20 protein-coding genes, 7 tRNA genes and 1 riboswitch are annotated in these 22,931 nt (G+C 50.1%); of the genes, 2 read left to right on the forward strand and 25 right to left on the reverse strand.

Annotated elements, in window-relative coordinates:
• The 21 genes from DWX26_RS08665 to DWX26_RS08770 form a co-directional block, all read right to left on the reverse strand.
• Entirely contained in the window at positions 1–984 is a 984-nt protein-coding gene (locus DWX26_RS08665) for a DUF1385 domain-containing protein (protein ID WP_055265811.1), read from the reverse strand.
• Between the two features lie 104 nt (positions 985–1,088).
• Positions 1,089–1,289: a 50S ribosomal protein L31 gene (rpmE, locus tag DWX26_RS08670; RefSeq protein WP_022462139.1), complete on the reverse strand. Its 201-nt coding sequence runs from the start codon at positions 1,287–1,289 to the stop codon at positions 1,089–1,091.
• A gap of 131 nt (positions 1,290–1,420) precedes the next feature.
• Positions 1,421–3,085, reverse strand: coding sequence for a transcription termination factor Rho (gene rho / locus DWX26_RS08675; protein WP_118601237.1), 1,665 nt, complete (start codon positions 3,083–3,085; stop codon positions 1,421–1,423).
• Positions 3,086–3,370: 285 nt separating this feature from the next.
• Positions 3,371–3,452 (reverse strand) — tRNA-Leu (locus DWX26_RS08680).
• 68 nt (positions 3,453–3,520) lie between these two features.
• Positions 3,521–3,593 (reverse strand) — tRNA-Lys (locus DWX26_RS08685).
• A gap of 18 nt (positions 3,594–3,611) precedes the next feature.
• Positions 3,612–3,683: transfer RNA gene (locus DWX26_RS08690), tRNA-Gln, on the reverse strand.
• Between the two features lie 20 nt (positions 3,684–3,703).
• Positions 3,704–3,777: transfer RNA gene (locus tag DWX26_RS08695), tRNA-His, on the reverse strand.
• 47 nt (positions 3,778–3,824) lie between these two features.
• Positions 3,825–3,898: transfer RNA gene (locus tag DWX26_RS08700), tRNA-Arg, on the reverse strand.
• Between the two features lie 26 nt (positions 3,899–3,924).
• Positions 3,925–3,995 (reverse strand) — tRNA-Gly (locus tag DWX26_RS08705).
• 6 nt (positions 3,996–4,001) lie between these two features.
• Positions 4,002–4,076, reverse strand: a tRNA-Pro gene (locus tag DWX26_RS08710).
• Between the two features lie 320 nt (positions 4,077–4,396).
• On the reverse strand, positions 4,397–4,882 hold the full coding sequence (locus tag DWX26_RS08715; protein ID WP_330422997.1) for a metallophosphoesterase family protein: 486 nt from the start codon (positions 4,880–4,882) through the stop codon (positions 4,397–4,399).
• Positions 4,883–4,896: 14 nt separating this feature from the next.
• Positions 4,897–5,499, reverse strand: a complete 603-nt coding sequence (locus DWX26_RS08720; protein WP_118601238.1) for an XTP/dITP diphosphatase — start codon at positions 5,497–5,499, stop codon at positions 4,897–4,899.
• Between the two features lie 129 nt (positions 5,500–5,628).
• On the reverse strand, positions 5,629–7,359 hold the full coding sequence (locus DWX26_RS08725; protein ID WP_118601239.1) for a carbon starvation CstA family protein: 1,731 nt from the start codon (positions 7,357–7,359) through the stop codon (positions 5,629–5,631).
• Between the two features lie 44 nt (positions 7,360–7,403).
• On the reverse strand, positions 7,404–7,928 hold the full coding sequence (locus tag DWX26_RS08730) for a hypothetical protein (protein WP_055219714.1): 525 nt from the start codon (positions 7,926–7,928) through the stop codon (positions 7,404–7,406).
• Positions 7,929–8,089: 161 nt separating this feature from the next.
• A complete protein-coding gene (locus DWX26_RS08735; protein ID WP_118601240.1) occupies positions 8,090–9,247 on the reverse strand; it encodes a THUMP domain-containing class I SAM-dependent RNA methyltransferase in 1,158 nt (385 codons plus the stop codon).
• A gap of 16 nt (positions 9,248–9,263) precedes the next feature.
• A complete protein-coding gene (yfcE, locus tag DWX26_RS08740; RefSeq protein ID WP_118601241.1) occupies positions 9,264–9,806 on the reverse strand; it encodes a phosphodiesterase in 543 nt (180 codons plus the stop codon).
• Between the two features lie 105 nt (positions 9,807–9,911).
• Positions 9,912–10,229 (reverse strand): rhodanese-like domain-containing protein, encoded by a 318-nt coding sequence (locus DWX26_RS08745; protein WP_022462633.1) that lies wholly within the window; start codon positions 10,227–10,229, stop codon positions 9,912–9,914.
• Positions 10,230–10,349: 120 nt separating this feature from the next.
• Entirely contained in the window at positions 10,350–10,535 is a 186-nt protein-coding gene (locus DWX26_RS08750; protein ID WP_022462634.1) for a hypothetical protein, read from the reverse strand.
• A 552-nt stretch (positions 10,536–11,087) separates the two neighbouring features.
• Positions 11,088–12,452, reverse strand: a complete 1,365-nt coding sequence (locus DWX26_RS08760) for an alanine/glycine:cation symporter family protein (protein ID WP_022462635.1) — start codon at positions 12,450–12,452, stop codon at positions 11,088–11,090.
• A 208-nt stretch (positions 12,453–12,660) separates the two neighbouring features.
• Positions 12,661–12,751, reverse strand: a riboswitch (glycine riboswitch).
• A gap of 311 nt (positions 12,752–13,062) precedes the next feature.
• Positions 13,063–14,772: an ABC transporter ATP-binding protein gene (locus DWX26_RS08765; protein ID WP_082424887.1), complete on the reverse strand. Its 1,710-nt coding sequence runs from the start codon at positions 14,770–14,772 to the stop codon at positions 13,063–13,065.
• Positions 14,773–14,813: 41 nt separating this feature from the next.
• Positions 14,814–16,574, reverse strand: coding sequence for an ABC transporter ATP-binding protein (locus DWX26_RS08770; protein WP_055227033.1), 1,761 nt, complete (start codon positions 16,572–16,574; stop codon positions 14,814–14,816).
• A gap of 137 nt (positions 16,575–16,711) precedes the next feature.
• Here DWX26_RS08770 and DWX26_RS08775 point away from each other — a divergent pair, with 137 nt between their 5' ends.
• Entirely contained in the window at positions 16,712–17,569 is an 858-nt protein-coding gene (locus DWX26_RS08775; RefSeq protein ID WP_118601243.1) for a LysR family transcriptional regulator, read from the forward strand.
• A 77-nt stretch (positions 17,570–17,646) separates the two neighbouring features.
• Here DWX26_RS08775 and DWX26_RS08780 read toward each other — a convergent pair whose 3' ends face one another.
• The gene (locus DWX26_RS08780) at positions 17,647–18,888 is read right to left on the reverse strand and encodes an Nramp family divalent metal transporter (RefSeq protein WP_118601244.1); all 1,242 of its coding nucleotides are present in this window, start codon (positions 18,886–18,888) and stop codon (positions 17,647–17,649) included.
• Positions 18,889–19,104: 216 nt separating this feature from the next.
• Here DWX26_RS08780 and DWX26_RS08785 point away from each other — a divergent pair, with 216 nt between their 5' ends.
• Positions 19,105–19,587: an N-acetyltransferase gene (locus DWX26_RS08785; RefSeq protein ID WP_117813207.1), complete on the forward strand. Its 483-nt coding sequence runs from the start codon at positions 19,105–19,107 to the stop codon at positions 19,585–19,587.
• A gap of 282 nt (positions 19,588–19,869) precedes the next feature.
• On the opposite strand, the gene DWX26_RS08790 is transcribed toward DWX26_RS08785, so the two are convergent.
• The 3 genes from DWX26_RS08790 to DWX26_RS08800 form a co-directional block, all read right to left on the reverse strand.
• Positions 19,870–21,252, reverse strand: a complete 1,383-nt coding sequence (locus DWX26_RS08790) for a uracil-xanthine permease family protein (RefSeq protein WP_022462641.1) — start codon at positions 21,250–21,252, stop codon at positions 19,870–19,872.
• Positions 21,253–21,337: 85 nt separating this feature from the next.
• Positions 21,338–21,997 (reverse strand): TatD family nuclease-associated radical SAM protein, encoded by a 660-nt coding sequence (locus tag DWX26_RS08795; protein WP_118601245.1) that lies wholly within the window; start codon positions 21,995–21,997, stop codon positions 21,338–21,340.
• Positions 21,997–22,833, reverse strand: coding sequence for a pyridoxamine kinase (locus DWX26_RS08800; RefSeq protein WP_022462643.1), 837 nt, complete (start codon positions 22,831–22,833; stop codon positions 21,997–21,999). Before DWX26_RS08800 ends, DWX26_RS08795 begins: the two co-directional genes overlap by 1 nt.
• Between the last annotated feature and the right edge of the window lie 98 nt (positions 22,834–22,931).

Here is a 22,931-nt window from a genome sequence, read left to right on the forward strand (position 1 = left end):
TCACGGCTCCTCATGTTCTTTCTTTTCGGTTTTGGCCGGGTACGTATAACCAAAGTTTTCGTTCAGGTACGCTCTCCAGTCAAACACAGCCTCCACAGCGGCGATCGCAACCTCTGCCATCTCGGCATCCGGCTCGCGCGTCGTCAGGTGCTGCAGCATCAGGCCCGGTTTACTGATCAGGTTGACCAGTTTATTGTCACTTTTTCCCGCCAGGCGGATAATTTCATACGAAACGCCCGCGATCACCGGAATGAGAAGCAGGCGGATCACAATTTTCAGCACCGGGGAATCGACCCGGATGAACATGAAAAAGATGATGCTGATGACGATGACGTACATAAGAAAGCTCGTTCCGCAGCGCTTGTGCTCCCGGGAACTCTTTAAGACGTTTTCCACGTTCAGTTCCAGACCGTGCTCGACGCAGTTGATGCATTTATGCTCGGCGCCGTGGTACATGAACACGCGCTGAATGTCTTCCATACGGGAAATGGCTGCCAGATAGCCGAGGAACAGTGCCACACGCACAAAGGCCTCTGCCACCGCGGTCAGTGTCGTTCCGGCTCCCGCTTTGTGCAGCAGTTCGGACAGGAAGTACGGCACCATCAGAAAGAGAACGACGGCGATGACAACGGAAAATGTGACGGTTCCGTACATCATCAGCTTGTCTGTCTTTTCTTTTTTCGCTTTCTGCTGCTCCTCTTCCTCTTTCGTCGCCGGCTTTTTCTTTTCCTCCTCCTCGTCCTCATAGAACGAAGCGGAGTACATAAGGGAACTCATGCCGACGATCATCGAATCGGCAAAGCTGAAGACACCGCGCAGAATCGGAACTTTTAAAAGCCCCTTGTGCTTTGTCAGCGGCTTGTGCTGCTCTACTTTAACCTCAATCTCCCCGTCCGGCCGGCGTACTGCAACGGAATAGCGGTCCTTGTTCATCATCATGACGCCTTCCATCACGGCCTGGCCGCCAATATTGGATGATTTCATAATTTACGTTTACCTCCTCAAAGGGGATTTTCTGCATCCGTAACGCAAGAACGGGCTGAGATCTTCCAACCTCAGCCCGTTTTTCATCTTGCTTGATTCAATTCTTATTTCATGCCGTATTTCTTGTTGAACTTCTCGATACGTCCACGAGCTGCAGCAGCTTTCTGCTGGCCAGTGTAGAACGGATGGCATTTAGAACAGATCTCAACGTGGATCTCTTTCTTGGTAGAACCTGTTACGAAAGTATTTCCGCAGTTGCAGGTAACAGTTGCCTGATGGTATTCTGGATGGATTCCTTCTCTCATTTTATTCACCTCTTCTTAATATTGTTATCTTCTCAGATTTACTCTGATGATTTCGTATTTCAGGCTGACAAAATCTCATCAACCTTGCACAGCTTTCTCATTGTATCACACAATTTTGAAAATTGCAAGCCTTATACTATTTTTTGTTTCTTTAAAATTTGAATCAGTTCGCCGTTGTTTCTGGTGCGGTCAAACATGTTCAGAATATTTTCCACGGCTTCCTCGGATTTCATGCCGTTTAATGCCTTCCGCATATTGTAAACGGCCTCCTGCTCATCCGGTGTCAGAAGCAGATCTTCTCTTCTTGTTCCCGATTTGGCTATGTCGATGGCCGGGAAGACGCGGCGTTCCTGCAGTTTCCGGTCGAGCACGAGTTCCATGTTTCCGGTGCCTTTGAATTCCTCGTAAACGACATCGTCCATCTTGCTTCCGGTGTCCACAAGCGCCGTTGCAAGAATCGTCAGGCTTCCGCCCTCGCGCATGTTTCTGGCCGCGCCGAAGAACCGTTTCGGCATGTAGAGTGCTGCCGGATCGAGACCGCCGGAAAGGGTACGGCCGCTCGGCGGAACGGTCAGGTTGTAAGCTCTGGCGAGACGTGTGATGCTGTCGATGAAGATCGTAACGTCTTTTTTACTCTCCACAAGACGTTTCGCGCGCTCAATGACCATCTCGGACACGCGTTTGTGGTGCTCCGGCTGCTCATCGAAGGTGGAATAGATGACTTCCACATTCGATCCCTGAATCGCTTCTTTAATGTCGGTGACCTCCTCCGGACGCTCGTCGATCAGAAGGATGATCAGATACATCTCCGGGTTGTTCCGCAGGATGGATTTTGCCGCATCCTTCAAAAGCGTCGTTTTTCCGGCTTTCGGCGGGGAGACGATCATGCCTCGCTGGCCTTTTCCGATCGGACTTACAAGATCCACGATCCGCATCGCCATGCTTCCGCCCGGGCGCTCAAGGCGCAGCCGCTCATCCGGGAAGACCGGCGTCATATCTTCGAAATTGCCGCGGCGCATGATCTGGTCGAGCGGCAGATTGTTGACGCTCTTTAAGTATAAAAGGGCGCTGAATTTTTCGGTTGCGGACTTTACTCTCGTGTTTCCGCGGATGATATCTCCCGTTTTCAGTCCGAAACGGCGGATTTGGGACGGGGAAACGTAGACATCGCTGTCGCCCGGCATATAGTTGTCGGAGCGGATAAATCCAAATCCGTCCGGCATGACCTCGAGGATGCCGCAGGCCTCCTGGCCGCTGTCGAGCGTGCTGGTTTCCTGACGCGGTTCCTGTCTCGTCTCTGGTCTTGCTTCCTGACGCAGCGGCTCCTGTCTCATTTCCTGCCCTGCTTCCTGACGCGGCTCCTGTCTTTGCTCTTCCTCACGGTTATTCTGATTATAATTCCGTGGTTCCTGAAATCTACGCTCATTGAAACGCGGCGCTCTTGGACGGTACTCCTGGCGCTCTCCGTTTTCACTGCGCTCTTCCCGGCGGACATACCGCGGTCTCTGGTACGGGCGCGCGGTGCTGTTTTCCGAGGTTTCCCGATTCTGGCGCTCCATACCGTCCTCCCGCTTTTCCTGCGGTTCCTGATTCTGATCCTGTACAGTTTCCGTCTTTTTTTCCTCTTTTAGAACCGCCGGCTCTTCCATGTTTTTCTGGTTTTCTTTCTGATCTTCTTCCAGCATCCGCTCAATCAGCGCTTCTTTCCGCAGGGTGGAAATCCCCTTCATGTTTCTGGATTTTGCCAGCGCTTTCAGCGTGCTCAAAGGCAATGACTCATACTTTTCTCTTGTCATACCATTTTTCCTCTATCTATTCTCTATTTGATTTTCGGTTCTGTTTGGAGTTTTTAAGATATTTGATGCGCGAATATTTTTGCTGCAATTATTTAGAATCTGATTTTTATCATTTTACTGCTGTGGATTTTTCGTTACTGTTCACTCAGCAGTGAAACACTTGCTGTTTCGCTGCGTAAGAAAGTGATTCAGGTGTGAGCAGCCCTCCTTTTGCGAAGCAAAACTTTAAATGAGGGCTGCGAATGTTACAGTTCGCAGGGAACCTGTGAACTGTAACGATTTTTCTGCGGTTAGTGGGACTCGAACCCACACGCCGAAAGGCACAGGAACCTAAATCCTGCACGTCTGCCAATTCCGTCATAACCGCATATTATTTTTTCGAAAAAGAAAAACCCCATAGAAAACCTCCATGGGCGTTTTCTATGGGTTATTTAGTGAAGCATCGGGGATTCGAACCCCGGACAACTTGATTAAAAGTCAAGTGCTCTACCGACTGAGCTAATGCTCCGTATACTTTTGCATCCAACTGGGCTAGCTGGATTCGAACCAGCGAATGCAGCAGTCAAAGTGCTGTGCCTTACCGCTTGGCGATAGCCCAATGTTTCGCCTTGCTGGCAGGGTGGATAAAGGGATTCGAACCCTTGGCCTCCAGAGCCACAATCTGGCGCGCTAACCAACTGCGCTATACCCACCATAATTACGACTTACAGTCTTTTTTCACTATTCAATTTTAGTGAAGCGTGCTTGGAGGGATTCGAACCCCCGACCCACGGCTTAGAAGGCCGTTGCTCTATCCAACTGAGCTACAAGCACACAGCTTCTACAAAATTGTAGCAGCAAGCGGGTGATGGGAATCGAACCCACGTATCCAGCTTGGAAGGCTGGTGTTCTACCATTGAACTACACCCGCACGACATCGGGGTGACAGGATTCGAACCTGCGACCTCCTGGTCCCAAACCAGGCGCTCTAGCCAAGCTGAGCCACACCCCGTAAACAAGGTTTCCCGATTTGCGTTTAACCCTTTCGCGCTCGACGCAAGATTCATTATATTACATTGTTTTCGGTTTGTCAACACTTTTTTTCATTTTTTTCAAAATGTTTTTTGTGTTGTTTTGTTCTCACCGGACAACAAAGAGATCTTATCATATCTTTTCTCATCTGTCAACACCTAAATTGTATTTTTTTGACAAACTTTTTAAGGATTAGTCAGAACCTGCTCCGGTACTACCCTGTTTTCTTTGGAATAGTCATGTTAGTTGCGATAATTCATTCGATTTTGGGCTGTTTTCCGCCCTTTTTCGACCCGTTTTTTAATCCAGATACTTGATTTCCACCGAAAGCTCATGCTCTTCATTGATCGTCAGCATGGCATAGCTTGGTTTTCTTCCCATCTGACGCGGATACGTGAGGCTGCCCGGATTGACAATCCAGAGATTTCCACGCTTTTCTGCGACCGGCCGGTGCGTATGGCCGAACAGTACGATATCCACACCCCTGGAAAGCGCCTCCGCATAGATTCCCTCCAGGCCGAGCGATACGCCGTAGTTATGACCGTGTGTGATAAAGGCACGGTAATCATCAATGTTCACCTGAATCTCCGCCGGGAGGTTTGAAAACCAGTCATTATTTCCCATGACCATATAGCACGGGCCGTTTACCTTGGATTTGATCAGGTCATCCATCCCTTCCACGTCACCGCAGTGGATCATGCCGTCGAACTCCTCACGTTCCATGGTCTCCTCGAGGTTATACATCCGTCCATGGGTATCGCTCACTATCAGAAATTTCATACTCATTCTCTTCCCTCTTCTTATTTCAAATATGATGCAATCTGTTCTTTCATCGCCGCCAGTGCTTTTCCTCTGTGGCTGACTGCGTTTTTCTCTTCCGGAGAAAGTTCTGCGGTCGTGCGGCTCATATCCGGCAGATAGAAAATCGGGTCATAGCCAAAACCGTTCTCCCCGCGTTCCTCGTAACCGATTTTTCCCTCGATCGTTCCTTTGGTGGTACAGACTGTTCCATCCGGGAAGGCGGCTGCAATCACACAGACGAATCGTGCCGTTCTTTTTTCCACCGGCACGCCCTCCAGGCGGTCAACGAGGCTCTGATTTTTGATGCGGTAGGACGTATCCTCTCCCATATATCTTGCCGAATAGACACCAGGCTCGCAGTTTAAGGCATCCACTTCCAGACCGGAGTCATCCGCCAGCACGATCGTGTCGCCGTCTGTGCATCCGGCAACGGTCTGTGCTTTGATTTTTGCATTCTCCTCAAAGGTTTTGCCGTTCTCATCGATCTCGACCGAAATGCCGGCTTCTTTCATCGAATAAATTTCCACCGGCAGATCCGCAAGGATTTCACGGATTTCTTTCATTTTGCCGGCGTTTCCTGTTGCAAATACAATTTTTTTCATAACCGTTTTCCTTCTTTCACGCTGAAATAACTTGCGATCATTATACCGTATGTGTGACGCAAACACAAGAACCCTGTCACAAAAAAAGACCCCCGTTTTTATCCGGGAGCCTTTTTTTGTAATCACACATTATTTTGCTTTTTTCTGATTTGCCAGAGTCTTGAATCCATCGACAGCCAGGATCAGCGCCAGGATGACAAGCAGGCCTGCCAGCACGATACGTGCTACGCACCAGCCGATGCCAACGCCTGCGCCAAGGCCCTTGAAGTTTGCGATCAGGGTCTGTACAAGGGATGTAATGGTTACGATCAGCATGAATACCATCGGGAACAGGAACATTTTGTTGTTTTTGCCGACTTTTCCAAGCCAGGTGGCAACAGCAAGAAGTCCGATGGCTGCCAGCAGCTGGTTGGATGCACCGAACAGCGGCCAGATTTTGGAATAACCGGTCAGGCCAAGGCCGATGCCGAGTACTACGGTGATAACGGTTGATACAACCGGATTGGTCAGAACGGCTTTGTAGCCGGTTGCCTCTTTGTAAGTCTGTCCCGGCTCAAGCCAGAACTCCTGGAACATGTATCTTGCCAGACGGGTTGCGGTATCCAGAGAAGTCAGGCAGAATACCGATACAGTCAGAACCAGCAGAGAGTACAGTACGTGGGTCGATCCGCCAAGTCCCGGAATGGTTGCTACCATCTCGGAGATACCGGTTGCAAATACAGCGGTCGGAACAACGGTGGTTCCGTCTGCGTATCTGGACCAGATGTAGCCGACTGCACACAGAGATACGATTGCAAGTGCACACTCAATCAGCATACCGCCGTATGCGATCGGGCGGGCATTTTTCTCATTGTCAAGCTGTTTCGATGTAGTTCCTGAACCAACGAGTGAATGGAATCCGGAAATTGCTCCACAGGCGATGGTTACGAACAGGGCCGGGAACATAAATCCAAGAGAACTTCCGGTCGGAGCCAGCGTATCTTTGAATCCGGTGAATGCCGGGATATCCAGGGATGCATGGCCCATCAGAGCACTTCCGATGACACCGACAGCGGCTACGATCATCATGAAGTACAGAAGGAAGGAGCTTAAGTAGTCACGCGGCTGAAGCAGAATCCAGACCGGTGCAACAGAAGCCACGGTGATATAGATACCAACGATTACCATCCATGCTGTCTCGGAGAGATAGATCGGATGGAAGTTTAATCCAACAACAACGCAGACAACGATAGCTGCAACGCCTGCGATGGTGGAAACGCCAAGAGATACATTTCTTCTGTATACCATGAAACCGAACACAACGGCGAGTACGATGAACAGAATGGAAATCATAGCGGTTGTTGCATTTGCAGAACTTGCTGCCACATCGACAGCGCCGCTCTCGGTGTAGGTTGCCTTGAAGGTATTGGCAACGATGGAACCGAAGGCTGCAACAACAAGAATCAGGGTCAGGTAAGCGAAGACGATAAAGAGTTTTTTCGCTTTACTTCCCATGGTGTCTGCGATAACCTCGCCGATGGACTGTCCTTTGTGGCGCAGGGATGCAAACAGTGCGCCGTAATCATGAACGCCTCCAAAGAAGATACCGCCGATGAGTACCCACAAAAGAACCGGAACCCATCCAAAGACAGCGGCCTGAATCGGTCCGTTGATCGGGCCTGCGCCTGCGATGGATGAGAAGTGATGTCCCATTAAGACAGGAGCTTTGGCAGGAACGTAGTCCACACCGTCCTCCTCGGTGAATGCAGGGGTTTTCCGTTTCGGATCAACGCCCCACTGCTCGGCAAGCCATTTTCCGTAGAATACGTATCCGGCGATCAGAATGCCGATTCCGACAACCAGTACAAGAATACTATTCATTTGTTTTTTCCTCCCTCTTTTTGGTAGAATAAATTTATAGATAACTAAGACCGGAACATCTTAGCATATCCCTTTACCAATTCCCAAGCCGCCCGGTTTCCAAACACTTTCTGTTCTGCCGTATCAAAGACGAGCAGCCGCACCTGACAGTAGCCTCTCAAAGAAAACCGGTAATTTTTATAATACTTATATTTTCGGATTTTCTTCTTTACGCTGTCCGCAACCGGTTTGTCCGCAAAAAAAATACCGGTAACCAGCGTGTACATGTGGTCGGTATCCGGTACTTCCTTCCCCTCGCGAACCACCTTTGGCTCTATCCATTCTGTCAGGTCCGTCAGAAATGTTTCGACGTCCTGGTCGTTCAGTTCTTCCACCGCTTTAAAATACGCATGCTCATGACAGCTGATCCTCCACAGCTCTGCTTTCTTTGAGAGCACGTATTTTGCGCCGCTCTCGTGGTAGCTTGCACAGGCATCGTATGTATGGCCGTTTACTTCGGACGGCTTTACGATATCGTAGCTCCTCTCGTAGGAATGCAGCAGCCTGTCTCTGATCTCCTGTCCGTTCATGGTTTCCTCCGCTTGATGAAAAAATTTCGCATGAGGACAGTTTAGCACAGTAGTGCAGTGATTTCAAGGAAATATTAAACTTTTCTGAATTTTTTCTTTTAATTTTTGTTACCAAAAAGGAGCAACACCAAAAATCATTCGGTATTGCTCCTCCATTTGTATTATTTCTGTTCTTTTTCCCGGCGCGGCGGCTTCGGTCCCGCGTACTGGTAAAAGTAGGTTTTCAGCATTCCATTGTAAATTTTACGGTTTTTATCCGCCTTTTTGCCGAGATACCGCTCGGCATCCTCGTAGCTCGTGATCAGATACATCGACCAGGAATCGAGAGCGCGGTACCGCTCTCCTAATGTCTGATACAGGGCCGGAAGATCTTTTTTGTCCTCCAGGCGCTCACCGTACGGCGGGTTGGTAATCAGAAAACCGTATTTTTTCGGGTGCGACAGCTCGGCAACCGGACGCTGCTGGAAATGGATCAGGTGATCCACACCGGCCAGCTTTGCGTTCTCTCTGGCACTCTTGATGACATCTCCGTCGATATCAAAGCCCTGAATATCTGTCTCAATATCGTTCCGGATCCGGTAGCGTGCATCCTCCGCCGCATCCATCCAGCATTTTTTCGGCACGAGGTGCGTCCACTGCTCCGCAAGGAAAGAACGGTTGAGACCCGGTGCAATATCGGCCGCCATCATGGCCGCCTCGATCGGGAACGTACCGCTTCCGCAGAACGGATCGACAAGAATCCGGTCACCCTTCCACGGAGTCAGCATGATAAGTGCTGCGGCAAGGGTCTCAGTGATCGGCGCTTTCGCGGTCAGCTTGCGGTAGCCTCTCTTATGAAGGGAAACGCCGGAGGTATCGAGTCCGATCGTAACCTCGTCTTTTAAAATCGAAACACGGATCGGGTACTGTGCACCGTCCTCCGGGAACCACTCCATGTAGTAGACCTGTTTCAATCGCTCGACAATCGCTTTTTTCATGATCGACTGGATATCGGACGGGCTGAAGAGCTTACTCTTGATGGAGTTTGCCTTCGTTACCCAGAACTTTCCGTTTTTCGGGATAAATTTCTCCCACGGGAGCGCTTTTGTCGCTTCAAAGAGTTCATCGTACGTCTCGGCGTGGACCTGTCCTACTTTGAGCAGGATACGCTCGGTCGTGCGAAAGAACAGGTTGGCGTAGGCGATTCCCTCTGCATCTGCAAGAAACGTTACTTTTCCATCCTCCACGCGCTCGATTTCGTAGCCGAGATCGAGGATTTCACGTTTCATCACCGCCTCCAGGCCGAAGTGGCACGGGGCGATCAGTTCATATAATTCCATACTCTCCCGTCCCCTCTTATAATGTGAGCTGTTTTACGACGGTGCCGTCAAAGCCTTTGATCGTAAATACGCCGTCCTCGAGGATTGCATAGGTCGGGATATTGCCCTCTTTCGGCAGAGATACAGAACCCGGGTTCAGGAAGGTGTGTGCGCCTTTTTTCTCGGCACGCAGGACGTGGGTATGGCCGTACAGGAAGATGTCTCCATCCATCAGCGGCGGCAGATTCTGCTCATTGTAGATGTGGCCATGGCTCATATAGAAGGTATGGCCTCCCTCGATCAGGATGCTGTAATCTGCCAGCACCGGGAACTCCAGTACCATCTGATCTACTTCTGCGTCGCAGTTTCCGCGCACGTTGGTGAGGTACTGTTTTTTCTCATTCAGCATGGCGATGACCTGTTTCGGTGCGTATTCTTTTGGAAGATCGTTTCTCGGGCCGTGATAGAGAAGGTCGCCTAACAGAAACAGGCGGCTTGCGCCCTCTGCCTCGAAGGCTTCCAGCATTTTTCTGCAGTAATAGGCAGAACCGTGAATATCAGATGCAAACATGTATTTCATATCGTGATCTCTCTTTCATTTTGTGGTTTGGTTTTGTATTGTTTTCTGTTTCATCTTACCGTATCTTTTCCCGCTTGGCAAGAAGAAATGTTGGATTGCCGCCCCTTACAGCTCTTCTCCCGCCACCAGATATCGTCCGCGGTATGCATGCATTCCGCCGATGACCGTTTTGACCTCGTATCCGTTCTCCGCCAGCCGCTTTCCCTCCGCCATGCTCGCGGCACCCCGCTCACAGCAGATCACAAGAATTTTGTCCCGCGGCAGACAGACCCGTTCGAGCAGATGGTCATAGGGAAGATTCACCGCTCCTTTCACATGCCCTTTTTCGTATTCCCGCCGGTTCCGCACATCGATGATCATCGCCCATGGTTTTCCCACGTACCAGTCCAGCTGGTCTGCCGCCAGCAGTGTCATGCCTGCCATATCCTGGTCCCCCTCTCCGGATCTGACTTTCTCTCCTGTTTTATATGTATGCAGAAACCGGCGGCAGAGTCCGTATGGGACCCTCCGCCGGCTTTTTTCTGCCGGAATCCCAAGGTTTACTTAGTATTTTTCATACTCATCCTTCTCGTCCTGCTCCCGGTTCTGCTGACCGTAGGATGACATCTCACGGTCTTTCACATGATTGCAGTCTCTGCTGTTCTTCTGGTTTTTGCTGTATTCGCTTTTCTCGTATCCGTTCTTGCTGTACTCGTTTTTGCTGTATTCATTTTTGCTGTTTCTGGTCATAATCTCGTTTCCTCCTGAATGTTTTTTGTCCTGCGACATCCTTTAGTATCGCTTTTTCCGCGCAGATTATGCATCCAGAACCCTGTTTTTCCACGGTATCTGTTCCAAAGTGGGGAATGCAAGCCCAAAAATACAGTGTTTTTCCTGCTTTCGGACCACTGCTTTCCAAATTGTGGTAATTTTTTCCAACTTTTGAATTTCGATGTTGCTTTTTCCCGTTATCTGTATTATAATCAATTTTGTAAAAGAATTTACCCTTCATAAATTTTTTTACAATTAATAACCCCTTATTAATTATTTATACTCCCCTTGAAAGATCGGTAGCTCCCCTGCCGGTCTTTCTTTTTGCAATTATTCAGAGCCATGCAAAATTTCAAGAAGAACTGTGAGTCATGCTCGCATGAACGAACAGTTCTTCTTGAAATTTTATATGGCGAGAAGCCACATCGAGATGCAGCGCAGCGGAATCGAGATGTGGCTCTGAATAATTGCAAAAAGGAGGAAAGTCTGCATCAGCAGACTTTCCTCCTTTTTCCCGTTCTGTATATATGATTAGAATTCTACTTTTTCACCTTTTGCCGCTTTTGCTACGGTTCCTGCGAGGACGATCAACGCCATGAGGTTTGGAATTACCATCAGGCCGTTAAAGAGGTCTGACAGGTTCCATACGAGATCTACTTTCAGCAGAGAGCCGAGGAAAACGAACACAACGACGATCAGCGAGAACGGAACGACTGCTTTCTTTCCGAACAGATACTGTACGTTCTGTCTTGCGAAGAAGTACCATCCGACGATGGTCGAGAATGCAAAGAACAGAAGACAGATCGCTACGAACGCCGGTCCGAAGCCTTTGAGGCCGGTTCGGAATGCCGCCTGTGCGACCGGGGTTCCTTTAACACCGGTACTCATCATCTCTTCCAGAACGCCGGAAGAAAGAATAACGAGAGCGGTCATGGTCAGGACAACGAAGGTATCAATAAAGACACCGATCATCGCTACTTCACCCTGATCCTCCGGGTTCTCGACATCGGCAATCGCATGGGCATGCGGGGTGGAACCCATACCGGCTTCATTAGAGAAGAGGCCTCGGGCAACACCGTAACGCATGGCTTTCCGCACGGTAATACCGGCTGCTGCACCAAATACGGCGTCCGGACGGAATGCACAGATAAAGATCGAAGCAATCGCTGACGGCACATGCTGGATGTTGATCAGAATAACAACAAGGGCTCCGACGAGATACAGTGCTGCCATCACCGGAACAACTTTTTCGGTGAAGGATGCGATACGGGAGATACCTCCGATGAAAATGAATGCGGCGAGAACGGCTACAATCACACCCATCACCCATTTCGGTACGGAAAATGCGGTGTAGAACGCATCACTGATGGAGTTCGACTGTACCATATTTCCCATAAAGCCAAGTGCCAGAATAACGGCTACAGCAAAGAAGCCTGCCAGTGCTTTTCCAAACGTTCCCTTGAATGCGTGGGTAATGTAGTAAACCGGTCCTCCGATGACTTCTCCGTTCTCATCGCGGCGTTTGGAGATCTGCGCGAGATACGCCTCGCCGTAGATCGTTGCCATGCCGAAGAACGCAGCAAGCCACATCCAGAAGATGGCTCCCGGGCCGCCGGATACGAGTGCGGTCGCACATCCTGCGATGTTTCCGGTTCCGACCTGTGCGGCGATCGCTGTTGCAAGCGCCTGGAAGGAAGTCATGCCGTCTTTTCCGGCCTTCTTACCCTTTAACGAGAAACCGCCGAAGACGCGGTTCCACGCGGTCTTAAACTTTCTTACCTGTACAAAGCGGGTCCGAACAGAGAAATAAACTCCCGTACCTACCAGCAGAAACAGCAGTACGCTGTTCCAGAGCACATCACTGATCTGCGCAATTGCCTGATTCAATGCATCCATTTTCTTTTCTCCCTTTCCATTCGACGTATGGTCTGAACGATGTGGATCACACATCCGCACCGTTTTGAGAAAAAAAATACCATCTCCTGCGGGACTTTTCCTGCAGAACATGGCTCTGATTGAAAAATACAGCAAAAAACCGCACTTCCGGAATTTTTTCGTTTCTGCGCACCGCTTTTTTGTTCCGCGGCTGTTTTTCTTCTGTATCTTTTTTGACTCTGTCCTTTTGCCTGAGAGATTCTGCATCGCTGCATTGCACCTTCGGCACTCTTTTCAAGAGCTTCTCCAGAGACCACTCCGTTTTTAGTCCTCGCCGTCTCCCGTCCGTTCTTGTTTTAAGAAGAGAACCAGCACCTGAAAGTTTTACTTCTTCGGTCGTGCACCTTTCGAAAATTAAATTTCCAAAAGCTCTCCGCACATTTTCTAAAAACTTCTACGTCTTTTTTTATTTTTGTAAAACTATAGCACCTGTGATAGGATTCGTCAATACCCCATGCCGTATTTTTTTCAGAATATTGCAAAAACATATAAAAAATCAGCAGATCTGCGCGCGCACGCCTCAAAATCGCATGCGCGGCACAGATCTGCTGTTCTCTTTTCCAAATATCTTTTATGACGCCTGGAACTGGCTGTTGTACAGATTGTAGTAGAAGCCTTTCTTCTCAAGAAGCTCCTCATGGCGTCCCTGCTCGATAATCTTTCCGTCTTTCATGACGAGGATCAGCGAAGCGTTGCGGATCGTGGACAGACGGTGGGCAACGACGAAACTCGTTCTGCCCTGCATCAGCTTGTCAAACGCCTCCTGAACCTGCAGTTCGGTACGGGTATCGATGCTGGAGGTCGCCTCGTCGAGGATCAGCATCGGCGGCAGGCAGAGCATGACACGGGTGATACAAAGAAGCTGTTTCTGCCCCTGGCTGATGCTGTCTTCGCTGAGAACCGTGTCAAGTCCCTTCGGCAGACGCTTAATAAACTCCCAGCTGTGTGCCTCTTTGGCCGCATTGATGATCTCCTCTTCCGTCGCATCCGGCTTTCCGAAGCTGATGTTGTCGCGCACGGTTCCCTGTTTGATCCAGGTATCCTGCAGCACCATACCAAAGCAGCTGCGGAGCGCATGGCGGGACAGTTCGTCGATCGGCTTTCCGTCGATGCAGATCTTTCCGGCATCGACATCATAGAAGCGCATCAGCAGGTTGATAAACGTCGTCTTTCCGCATCCGGTCGGGCCGACAATGGCAACACGCATGCCCGGCTGTACGTCAAGATTAAAGTTCTCGATCAGTTTTTTCTCTTTATCATAACTAAATGCTACATCATCGATCGTCACATTTCCCGTCACGGTATCGATCGTTCCGGCCGGGTCTGCACTCTCCTCTTTCTCTTCCAGAAGAGCAAAGATACGGCCTGCGCAGGCAAGCGCGTTCTGCATCTCGGTGATAACGGAACTGATATCATTGAACGGTTTCATATACTGGTTTGCGTACGACAGCAGAACGGAAAGTCCGCCGACGGTCAGCGCGCCGCCCGGGATCATGAAAGCTCCCACAAGGGCAACACCGGCATAGATCACGTTGTTGACAAAACGGGTGGACGGGTTCGTTAAGGAACTGTAGAACACGGCCTGCTGGCTGTATTTCTGCAGATCTTTGTTGATCTCTGCAAAACGCTCGGAAGCTTTTTCCTCATAGCCGAACGCTTTGACTACTTTCTGGTTTCCGATCATCTCATCGATGAGTGCGGTCTGTTTTCCTCTCGTCTCACTCTGTTTCTGGAACATTTTGAACGAGCGGCCGGAAATAAATTTTGCCACGAAGAAGCTCAGAGGTGTCAGGCAGATCACAAGAAGGGTGATCCATACGTTCTTCGAGAACATGAAAAACAGTGTCACAATAATGGTTACGATGCCGGAGAACAGCTGCGTAAAGCCAAGCAGAAGACCGTCCGATAAGATATCGGTATCTGCGATAACACGGCTTACGATGTCTCCGGAGCTGTGCTGATCCAGATAGGACAGCGGCAGCACCTGGATATGACGGATCGCCTGGGAACGAAGGTCGCGCACGATGCGGTACGTCATACGGTTGTTGATCAGGTTCATGATCCATGCGGAAAGTGCGGAAACGAGGGTAAAAAATACGATTCGTTTCAGATAGAACCACATCTCCGGGAAATTGACCTGGTGGGCTGCAACGACCTCATCGATCGCATCGCCGAACAGGATCGGAATATAAAGCTGTAAAATAACGGTAACCGCAGCCAGGACAATACTAAGGCCTAAGAAAATTTTATAATTTCCGATAAACGCCATCAGCTTTTTCATGACCTGCATGCCGCTTTTTCCGGACTTGTTTTCTGTCTTTTTCATGCGATCACCCCGCTTTCGTTGTTATAAGCTGCACGCTCTTCCGGGAACTGGGAGAAGTAAATCTCGCGGTAAACCTCGCAGGTTTTCATCAGCTCGTCGTGTGTGCCGTTTCCTTCGAGCGTACCATTTCCAAGAACGAGGATCTGGTCTGCCTGACGGATGCCGGCGATTCGCTGGGATACGAGGAAGGTTGTCGTGTTTCCTTCGAGATTGTGGACGGCTTTGCGGAGTTTTGCATCCGTTGCAAAGTCAAGCGCACTCGAGCTGTCGTCCAGAATCAGGATTTCCGGTTTTTTTACCAGCGCACGCGCAATAGAAAGACGCTGTTTCTGTCCGCCGGAGAGGTTCTTTCCGTTCTGCTCCAGCATAAAATCGAGCTGATCCTGTTTGCCTTCTACGACTTCTTTCGCCTGGGCTGTGGTGAGCGCCTCCCAGATTTCTGCATCGGTGGCATCCTCTTTGCCCCACCTCATATTGTCGCGGATGCTGCCTTTAAAGAGCACTGCTCTCTGCTGAACAACACCGACTTTATTGCAGAGCTCTTCTTTCGTGTAATTCTTTACATTCTCGCCGTCTACCATGACGTCACCGCTGGTCGCATCGTAGAAACGGGAAATCAGGCTGACCAGCGTCGATTTTCCGCTTCCGGTACCGCCGATGATTCCGATGGTCTGGCCGCGTTTTGCGGTAAAGCTGATATCCGATAAGCTCTCTGCGCCGGCTCCTGCATAGGTGAAGCTGACATTTTTAAATGTAACAGCTGCATCGCCAGTTACTTTCTTTGCAGCGCCGCCTTTTGCCGGGTAGTTCATGGTTGTCGGAACCGCCAGTACGCCAGAGACACGCTCTGCACAGGCAACGGATTTGTTTAAGGTGATGATGAGCGATGCCAGTTTGATCAGCTCCACGATGATCTGCAGCATGTAGTTGTAAAGTGCGACAACCTGTCCCTGCTGCATACTGCCGATGTTGACCTGAAGGCCTGCCTGCCAGATCAGGACAACGGCTGCGATGTTGATGAGGACATAGGTCAGCGGATTTAACAGTGCGGAAATTTTTCCGACAAACTCGTTCAGACAAGTCAGCTCATCGTTGCTCTTTTCGAAATCGGCAACAGACTGCTCCTCACGGCAGAACGCACGGATGACACGGACACCGTTCAGATTTTCTCTTGTCATTCCGGTGACGCGGTCGAGTGCCGCCTGTACCTTTTTGAACAGCGGGATGCTGACCAGCATAATGCCGAATACGGCAACGAACAGGATCGGAATAGTAACCAGGAATACGATGGCACATTTTACGTTGACGGTAAATGCCATCACAACGGAACCGAATACGATAAACGGACTCCGCAGCAGCAGACGCAGCCCCATGTTGATTCCGTTCTGCACCTGGTTGATATCGTTGATCAGACGGGTGATCAGCGTATCGGTTCCAATGGTATCCAGCTCCGTAAAGGACAGAGCCTGGATGTGATCAAAGACCGCCTGGCGAAGCTCGGTTGCACAGCCGACGCTCGCTTTTGCCGCGAAATACTGCGCGGTGAAGCTGCAGCAAAGTCCGACTGCCGCCATCAGAACGAGGATTCCAAAACGGCTGACGATGTACGGACGGTTATTGCCTGCGATACCCACATCGATGATCTGGGCAACAACCATCGGCACCAGAAGGTCGAATACGACTTCCAGAAGCTTGAACAAAGGAGCGATGATGCTCTCTTTTTTGTAGTGCTTCAAGTAGACTCCAAGACTTTTCATCTTCTTTTTCACTCTCCATTTCTTTGTTTCTTGACATTGACAGTATAATCTCATATGATTAATACGAATAGTATTGTTTTTATAGCTTAGTGATACAATTTTAATATCATAGATAATTTCACGAAAGGAAGTCTCTTATGGAACTGCGCCAGCTTGAATATTTCCGCGTCATCGCCGAAACCGAAAGTATTCACGAGGCCGCCCGCCGCCTCAATATGTCCCAGCCGCCGCTCAGTTATCAGTTAAAGCAGCTGGAAGCCGAACTGAACGTCACTTTATTTGAACGTACCCGCCAGGGCGTCCGCCTGACCGAAGCCGGAAAACTGCTGTACGACCGCTCCGCCAACCTGCTCGAGTACGTGAAATCGACGGAGCTTGAGGTCGCAAAGGTCGGCAAAAAGCGGGTTCTGCGCCTCGGCATCACACCGACCACCGTTGCGACGATCATGCCGTGCGTCTCGCTTTTTTCCCGCCGCAATCCCGATGTTAACTTCGAGGTGCACGACGGCATCACCTACACGCTGTACCGCTATCTGATGGACGGCATCATCGACATTTCCATCGCCCGCACACCGCTGCGGCTCGACGATGTCGACTATAAAATTTTAAGCTCTGAACCTATGATTGCCGTTTCTTCAAAAGATATGCTTCCCGAGAAGAACGGATCGCTAAAGCTCCCGGATCTTTTGAATATTCCGCTCATCATCTACCGCCGGTATGAGGCGCTCATCATGGATGCGTTCCACTCGCGCGGCATGGAACCGGATCTCTTCTGCGTCTGCGACGATCCCCGCGGCGCGATGCTCTGGGCAAAGGAAGGCCTTGCCACTGCCATTTTCCCGCAGTCCATGAGCTCTCTCTGCCAGGGACTCCGCATCCAGCCGCTCGCAGAAAGCGACCTGGAAACGCAGATCGCCGTGATCTGGAAAAAGGGGCGGAAACTCTCTCCGCTTCTGCAGGACTTTGTCGATGCCTGCATGAAGAGCATATTATAATAGAAGAAGTCCGCTGCGCCGGTCTCTTTTTCAGGGATCAGCGCAGCGGACTTCCTTTTTTTTATTTCTCATTCTTTTTACTGCACAAACAGCAGCGCGATATTCAGCAGTGTCACAATCACCGCAATCGCAAACAGGGCAATTTTCAGCCGCAGACTGTTCGCGTATTTTCCCATGACTTTTTTCGAGGACGTCAGATAAATCTGCGTAAATACCGTAATCGGGAGCTGCATTCCAAGGAACATCTGTGAATAGAGAAGGCCCTGGAACGGGGAATCAATCAGAAGAATGACCGCTGCGGCCGGGATCATGGTAAGAAGGATTCCCCAGCGTGTCTCCTTACTCTTGATCTCATACGGCTTGTTAAAAATCCCCGAAAAAATCGTTCCGCCCGCCATTCCCGCGGTGATGCTCGATGAAATTCCGGCGAGCAGAAGCGCTGCTGCAAAAATCACCGATGCGGCATTTCCAAGGAGCGGTATCAGCATCTTTCCCGCCGTTGCGAGATCATCCACCTGCTTTGCATTCTGCGGCTGGAAAAACGTTGCGGCCGCCATCAGGATCATTGCACTGTTGATGGCCCATCCGATGATCATGGAAAACAGGGTGTCTTTGAACTCATACTTTAACTGGCGCGCAATCACCTCATCATCCTCAAGATTCCACTGGCGGCTCTGAATAATTTCCGAGTGGAGAAACAGGTTGTGCGGCATGACGACCGCACCGAGGACGCTTAAGATGACCGGCATTGAGTGCTCTGGAAACGACGGTTTTACCCAGCCGACAGCCGCCTGCGCCCAGTCGATATCGGCGATCCAGACCTCGAAGAGGAACGAAAAGCCAATCAGCGAGACAAACACAATGATCAGTTTTTCAATCCGTTTGTAAGCACTTGTAAACTCACAGATCAGAACCAGCACGAGAATCATCATGCTGCCGAGCTTGATCGGAATGCCGAACAGCATCTGGAGCGCAATCGCACCGCCGAGGATCTCCGCCATTGCGGTCGCCACCGCTGCCATCATCGCCGTCGCAAGAATCGTGTTTTTCAGCCACGCAGGCAGATAGAGGCTCGCCGCCTCCGAGAGGCACTTTCCCGTGACAATGCCGAGATGCGCCGCATTGTGCTGCAGAAAAATCAGCATGATCGTGGACAGGGTGACCATCCACAGAAGCTCGTAGCCGTAACCCGATCCGGCGGCAATGTTGGATGCCCAGTTTCCCGGGTCGATAAAACCGACCGTGACAAGAAGTCCCGGGCCGAGATAGCGGAGAAAATTCATGCCCGCCGTCTCTTTTCGTTTTCGATTTTGTTTCATATTCTTTCCTTTCTGACAATTTGATACGGAACCGGCCCATCCAGGACCGGCAGAAATCATTTTGTTGTGGTTTTGGCTGCTTTAGTTAGTTGTAACTAACTGCATTGTACATGGGATTTTTCAAAAAGTCAAATCCTGTTTTCTCTTTCTTGTGCTTCATCGTCCGCTGTGCTACAATAAAACTGCTTATTTTGAACTAAAAGGAGAATTTTTATCATGATACGACTTGCCGTCCCGGAGGATTTTACTTCGATCATGTCAATCTATGCGTACGCCCGCTCTTTTATGCAGGAAACCGGAAATCCGAATCAGTGGGGAAACCATTTTCCGCCGGAGGAGCTGATTCACAACAGAATCCGTAACAAACAGCTTTTTGTCCTGGAAGAAAACGGCACGCTGCACGGCGCGTTTGCCTTCATCATCGGTGAGGATCCGACGTATCTGCAGATCGACAATGGCTCCTGGCTCTCCGATGCGCCGTATGGCACGATCCACCAGGTTGCCTCAGACGGAACAATCCACGGATTTTTCTCCCAGATCGTCGATTACTGCTGGGCACAGATCCCGCACCTGCGCGTCGATACGCATGCGGACAATCAAATCATGCAGCATCTGATCCAGAAAAACGGATTTGAACGGCGCGGCATCATCTACGTGCTGAACCATTCTCCGCGGATTGCGTTTGAGCGCGTAAAATAAAACACCAAACGAAAACACCGGATCGTCACCGCTTCGCAGACTTTTCAGCCGCGGAATCACCGTTGGATCCAGGTAATATAAGGATCCGACGACCTGTCCCATCATCCCCTTTTTCGATCTTTCGTGTGTCATTTTTTTACCAACCTTACATCTTCTTGCTCTCCTGTATACACTTGCCCGTACCGAAATGCAAAGAAAATCCGCTTTTTCCCCTCTGTTTCTGCACATTCCTTTGTGCAGAATACAGATGCAGAAAAAACGGATTTTCTTTTGCATTTTTCTTTATGCGTGGATTCCTCTGTTCTCGTCCCCGGACTCGTTTACGCCGAATTCGTAATCATTGCCCGGCAGAATCATGTTCAGCAGGATTCCTGCGATGGCTGCAATGGCAAGTGCAGTCAGGGTGACGGTCGTTCCGCCGATCGTAAAGGAGAGACCGTTGCTGAAGCCCAGTCCGCAGACAAAGATGACGCCCGCGATGATCAGGTTTCTCGATTTGGTCAGGTCTACTTTATTCTCTACCACGTTGCGCACACCGATGGCAGAAATCATACCGTACAGCATGAAGCTGACGCCTCCGATGATAGAGGACGGCATGGTGCTGATGAGTGCCGATACCTTCGGAATGAAGCTGACGATAATCGCAAAGACTGCGGCAATACGGATGACTCTCGGGTCATGTACGCGGCTCAATTCCAGAACGCCGGTGTTCTCGCCGTACGTCGTGTTGGCCGGTCCGCCGATGAAACCTGCCATTGCGGTTGCAAGACCATCACCGAGCAGGGTTCTATGCAGGCCCGGATCAGAAAGGAAGTTCTCTCCTACGGTTGCAGAGATCGCCGACATATCACCGACATGCTCCATCATGGTCGCGATCGCGATCGGTGCCATGATCATAATGCTGGTCAGATCGAATTTGCAGAGCTGCAGCGGCGGAAGTCCGACGATGCCTGCCTGTGCAACCGGCGCAAAGTTGATGATCACGGATCCGTCCGGATTTTTGATGCCGAGTGCATTCAGGACAACTGCCACAGCGTAGGCAATCACAACGCCCATCAGAATCGGAATGATTTTGAGCATTCCTTTTCCCCAGATGTTGAAAATGATGATGACTGCCAGCGCAACCAGTGCCAGGAACCAGTTCGTCGAAGCATTATTAATGGCGGAACCAGCAAGGCTGAGGCCAATGCAGATGATAACCGGACCTGTGACAACCGGCGGCAGGTAGCGCATCACGCGTTTGACGCCGACCATGCGGATGATCAAGGCAAAAATCAGGTACAGAAGACCTGCTACCACAATACCTCCGCAGGCATAGGCTGCCTTGTCGTTGACACTCATGCTGGCATATTTTCCGGTATTCAGGTTTGCAACAGCGGCGAAACCGCTTAAGAATGCAAACGAAGAACCAAGAAATGCCGGTACTTTAAATTTCGCGCACAGATGAAACAGCAGGGTTCCAAAGCCGGCGCAGAACAGTGTGACGGATACGGTAAGACCGCGGGACGGCCCCTCGCCGCATGCGTCTACAAAGTAGCTGTTTACCAGAATCGGCACCAGAATGGTTGCACCGAACATGGCAAACATGTGCTGCAATCCGAGAATCAGCATTTTAGGAATGCCGAGCTTTCTCGCATCGCGGATGACTCCATTAGACTCGTTCATACGTCTCTCCCTCTCTTTTGTTTTTCCTTCCCATTATAGGCGTTATATTCTGGAAATACAAGCGAAAGATTCCGTTCCGCACACTTTAATTTTCAAACGGGCGGACACGAAGGGTAACACCTAATTCATCGCAGATTTCCCGGCATTTCTGAATCTTTTCTTCCGGCATAACTTTCTCGACAACGGTCATCACAACATTCGGCACATACTGTTTTGCAAGCACTGCAAACTCCTTGATAGCCTCGTACGACTGGATGCCGAATTTCGACCGTGTGAGCTCCAGAAATTCTTTTTCATCCGGCGCGTTTAAAGAGATCGAGACGGTATCAAATCTTCCCTTTAATTCCGGGGTGACATCTCTTCCATAGATCAGGTTGGCAAGACCGATCGTATTCAGACGCACTTTCAGGTTCGGATACGTTCCTTTTAAGGAATCGATCACCCGACAGACATCCTCAAGCCGCTCAAGCGGTTCTCCGAAGCCGCAGAAGACCAGTTCATTGATCACGTTCAGATCGTACTGTGCGAACAGCTCCAGCATCGTCTCAACGGATGGCTCGCCCTCTTTTAACCACAGTGTATTTCCCTCCTGCTGCTGTTTCGTCTGGCGCAGACAGAACACACAGCTGCACGGGCATTTGTTTGTCATGTTGACATAGACATTTTTTCCGGTAAGATCGCCGCTCTTTGCAAGGTCGAGATACCCTTCCTCGCCGACGGCTCCGGTTACAGTATATAAATACATTACGCTTCCTCCGTTAAGTCCTTCATAAACATTTCAAAGCAGAGTCCCCAGTAGCTCGGCACTTCGTTTTCTTCGCAGTAGCGGATGCATTTCGATACGTAATCCGCCGCCTTTTTCACCGACTCGTACAGGCTGTGGCCGTTCAGATACATGCCTGCGATAATTGCCGCAATGACATCTCCCGTACCGCTCCGGTCGCCGCCGATGCGGTCTACCATGACAATCTGGAAGTCTTCGCCTTTGTTATAGATAAAGTTGGCAATCTGCGTCTGGTTAAAGTGGATGCCCGTCACCACGATGTGTTTCGGTCCCCGCTTTGCCAGTTTTCCGCACATCTCTTTCAGCTCCTCAATCGAAGCCCCGTTCTCCGGATACGGCGCATCGATCAGTGTGCAGAGTTCTGTCAGGTTCGGCGTGATGATATCCGCGTAGTGAACCAGTTCTTTCATCTTTTCGCACATCTCTTTCGTGTACGTCCGATACAGCTTCCCATAGTCTCCCATGACCGGATCGACGATGACAAAGTTGCGGTCCGTCTTAAAATGGCGGATAAAATCAAGCACGATATCCACCTGCTGTTCCGATCCTAAGAAGCCGGTCGAGATCGCATCGAAATCGAGCTTCAGATCCTTATAGGTCTGAATGTAATCCTTCATCCGGTCAGTATAATCATCAAAGTAATACGTCGGAAACTGCGTGTGTGCTGAGAGAATTGCGGTCGGAACTGCCACCGCCTGAATCTTCAGCGCCGACACGATCGGCGCCATCACAGCCGTCGAGCACCGTCCAAAGCCTGTCAGATCATTAATCAGTGCTATCTTTTTCTGTTTTTCCATGTTGTTCTCCTCTTTTTTTCAGGATGCCTCCGCATCTGTTTTATGCTATAAATGAGCAAGTTCGTGATTTTGCATAAAAGAAAGACACCTCGATTCCA

Origin of the sequence: Blautia sp. AF19-1 (genome assembly GCF_003479155.1) — a bacterium.
GTDB lineage: Bacteria > Bacillota > Clostridia > Lachnospirales > Lachnospiraceae > Fusicatenibacter > Fusicatenibacter saccharivorans.

What these genes read in the sequence shown, in the direction of transcription:
- DWX26_RS08760 (WP_022462635.1), bottom strand. Translation starts at nt 12,452, where the DNA reads ATGGATGCATTGAATCAGGCAATTGCGCAGATCAGTGATGTGCTCTGG.
- DWX26_RS08665 (WP_055265811.1), bottom strand. Translation starts at nt 984, where the DNA reads ATGAAATCATCCAATATTGGCGGCCAGGCCGTGATGGAAGGCGTCATG.
- DWX26_RS08735 (WP_118601240.1), bottom strand. Translation starts at nt 9,247, where the DNA reads ATGGAATTATATGAACTGATCGCCCCGTGCCACTTCGGCCTGGAGGCG.
- DWX26_RS08795 (WP_118601245.1), bottom strand. Translation starts at nt 21,997, where the DNA reads ATGTATTTATATACTGTAACCGGAGCCGTCGGCGAGGAAGGGTATCTC.
- DWX26_RS08715 (WP_330422997.1), bottom strand. Translation starts at nt 4,882, where the DNA reads ATGAGTATGAAATTTCTGATAGTGAGCGATACCCATGGACGGATGTAT.
- DWX26_RS08765 (WP_082424887.1), bottom strand. Translation starts at nt 14,772, where the DNA reads ATGAAAAAGCTGATGGCGTTTATCGGAAATTATAAAATTTTCTTAGGC.
- DWX26_RS08780 (WP_118601244.1), bottom strand. Translation starts at nt 18,888, where the DNA reads ATGAAACAAAATCGAAAACGAAAAGAGACGGCGGGCATGAATTTTCTC.
- DWX26_RS08730 (WP_055219714.1), bottom strand. Translation starts at nt 7,928, where the DNA reads ATGAACGGACAGGAGATCAGAGACAGGCTGCTGCATTCCTACGAGAGG.
- DWX26_RS08785 (WP_117813207.1), top strand. Translation starts at nt 19,105, where the DNA reads ATGATACGACTTGCCGTCCCGGAGGATTTTACTTCGATCATGTCAATC.
- DWX26_RS08725 (WP_118601239.1), bottom strand. Translation starts at nt 7,359, where the DNA reads ATGAATAGTATTCTTGTACTGGTTGTCGGAATCGGCATTCTGATCGCC.
- DWX26_RS08745 (WP_022462633.1), bottom strand. Translation starts at nt 10,229, where the DNA reads ATGGCAGGCATGACACTGCTGGCGGCAGACCAGCTGGACTGGTACGTG.
- DWX26_RS08750 (WP_022462634.1), bottom strand. Translation starts at nt 10,535, where the DNA reads ATGACCAGAAACAGCAAAAATGAATACAGCAAAAACGAGTACAGCAAG.
- DWX26_RS08790 (WP_022462641.1), bottom strand. Translation starts at nt 21,252, where the DNA reads ATGAACGAGTCTAATGGAGTCATCCGCGATGCGAGAAAGCTCGGCATT.
- rpmE (WP_022462139.1), bottom strand. Translation starts at nt 1,289, where the DNA reads ATGAGAGAAGGAATCCATCCAGAATACCATCAGGCAACTGTTACCTGC.
- DWX26_RS08775 (WP_118601243.1), top strand. Translation starts at nt 16,712, where the DNA reads ATGGAACTGCGCCAGCTTGAATATTTCCGCGTCATCGCCGAAACCGAA.
- DWX26_RS08770 (WP_055227033.1), bottom strand. Translation starts at nt 16,574, where the DNA reads ATGAAAAGTCTTGGAGTCTACTTGAAGCACTACAAAAAAGAGAGCATC.
- rho (WP_118601237.1), bottom strand. Translation starts at nt 3,085, where the DNA reads ATGACAAGAGAAAAGTATGAGTCATTGCCTTTGAGCACGCTGAAAGCG.
- DWX26_RS08800 (WP_022462643.1), bottom strand. Translation starts at nt 22,833, where the DNA reads ATGGAAAAACAGAAAAAGATAGCACTGATTAATGATCTGACAGGCTTT.
- yfcE (WP_118601241.1), bottom strand. Translation starts at nt 9,806, where the DNA reads ATGAAATACATGTTTGCATCTGATATTCACGGTTCTGCCTATTACTGC.
- DWX26_RS08720 (WP_118601238.1), bottom strand. Translation starts at nt 5,499, where the DNA reads ATGAAAAAAATTGTATTTGCAACAGGAAACGCCGGCAAAATGAAAGAA.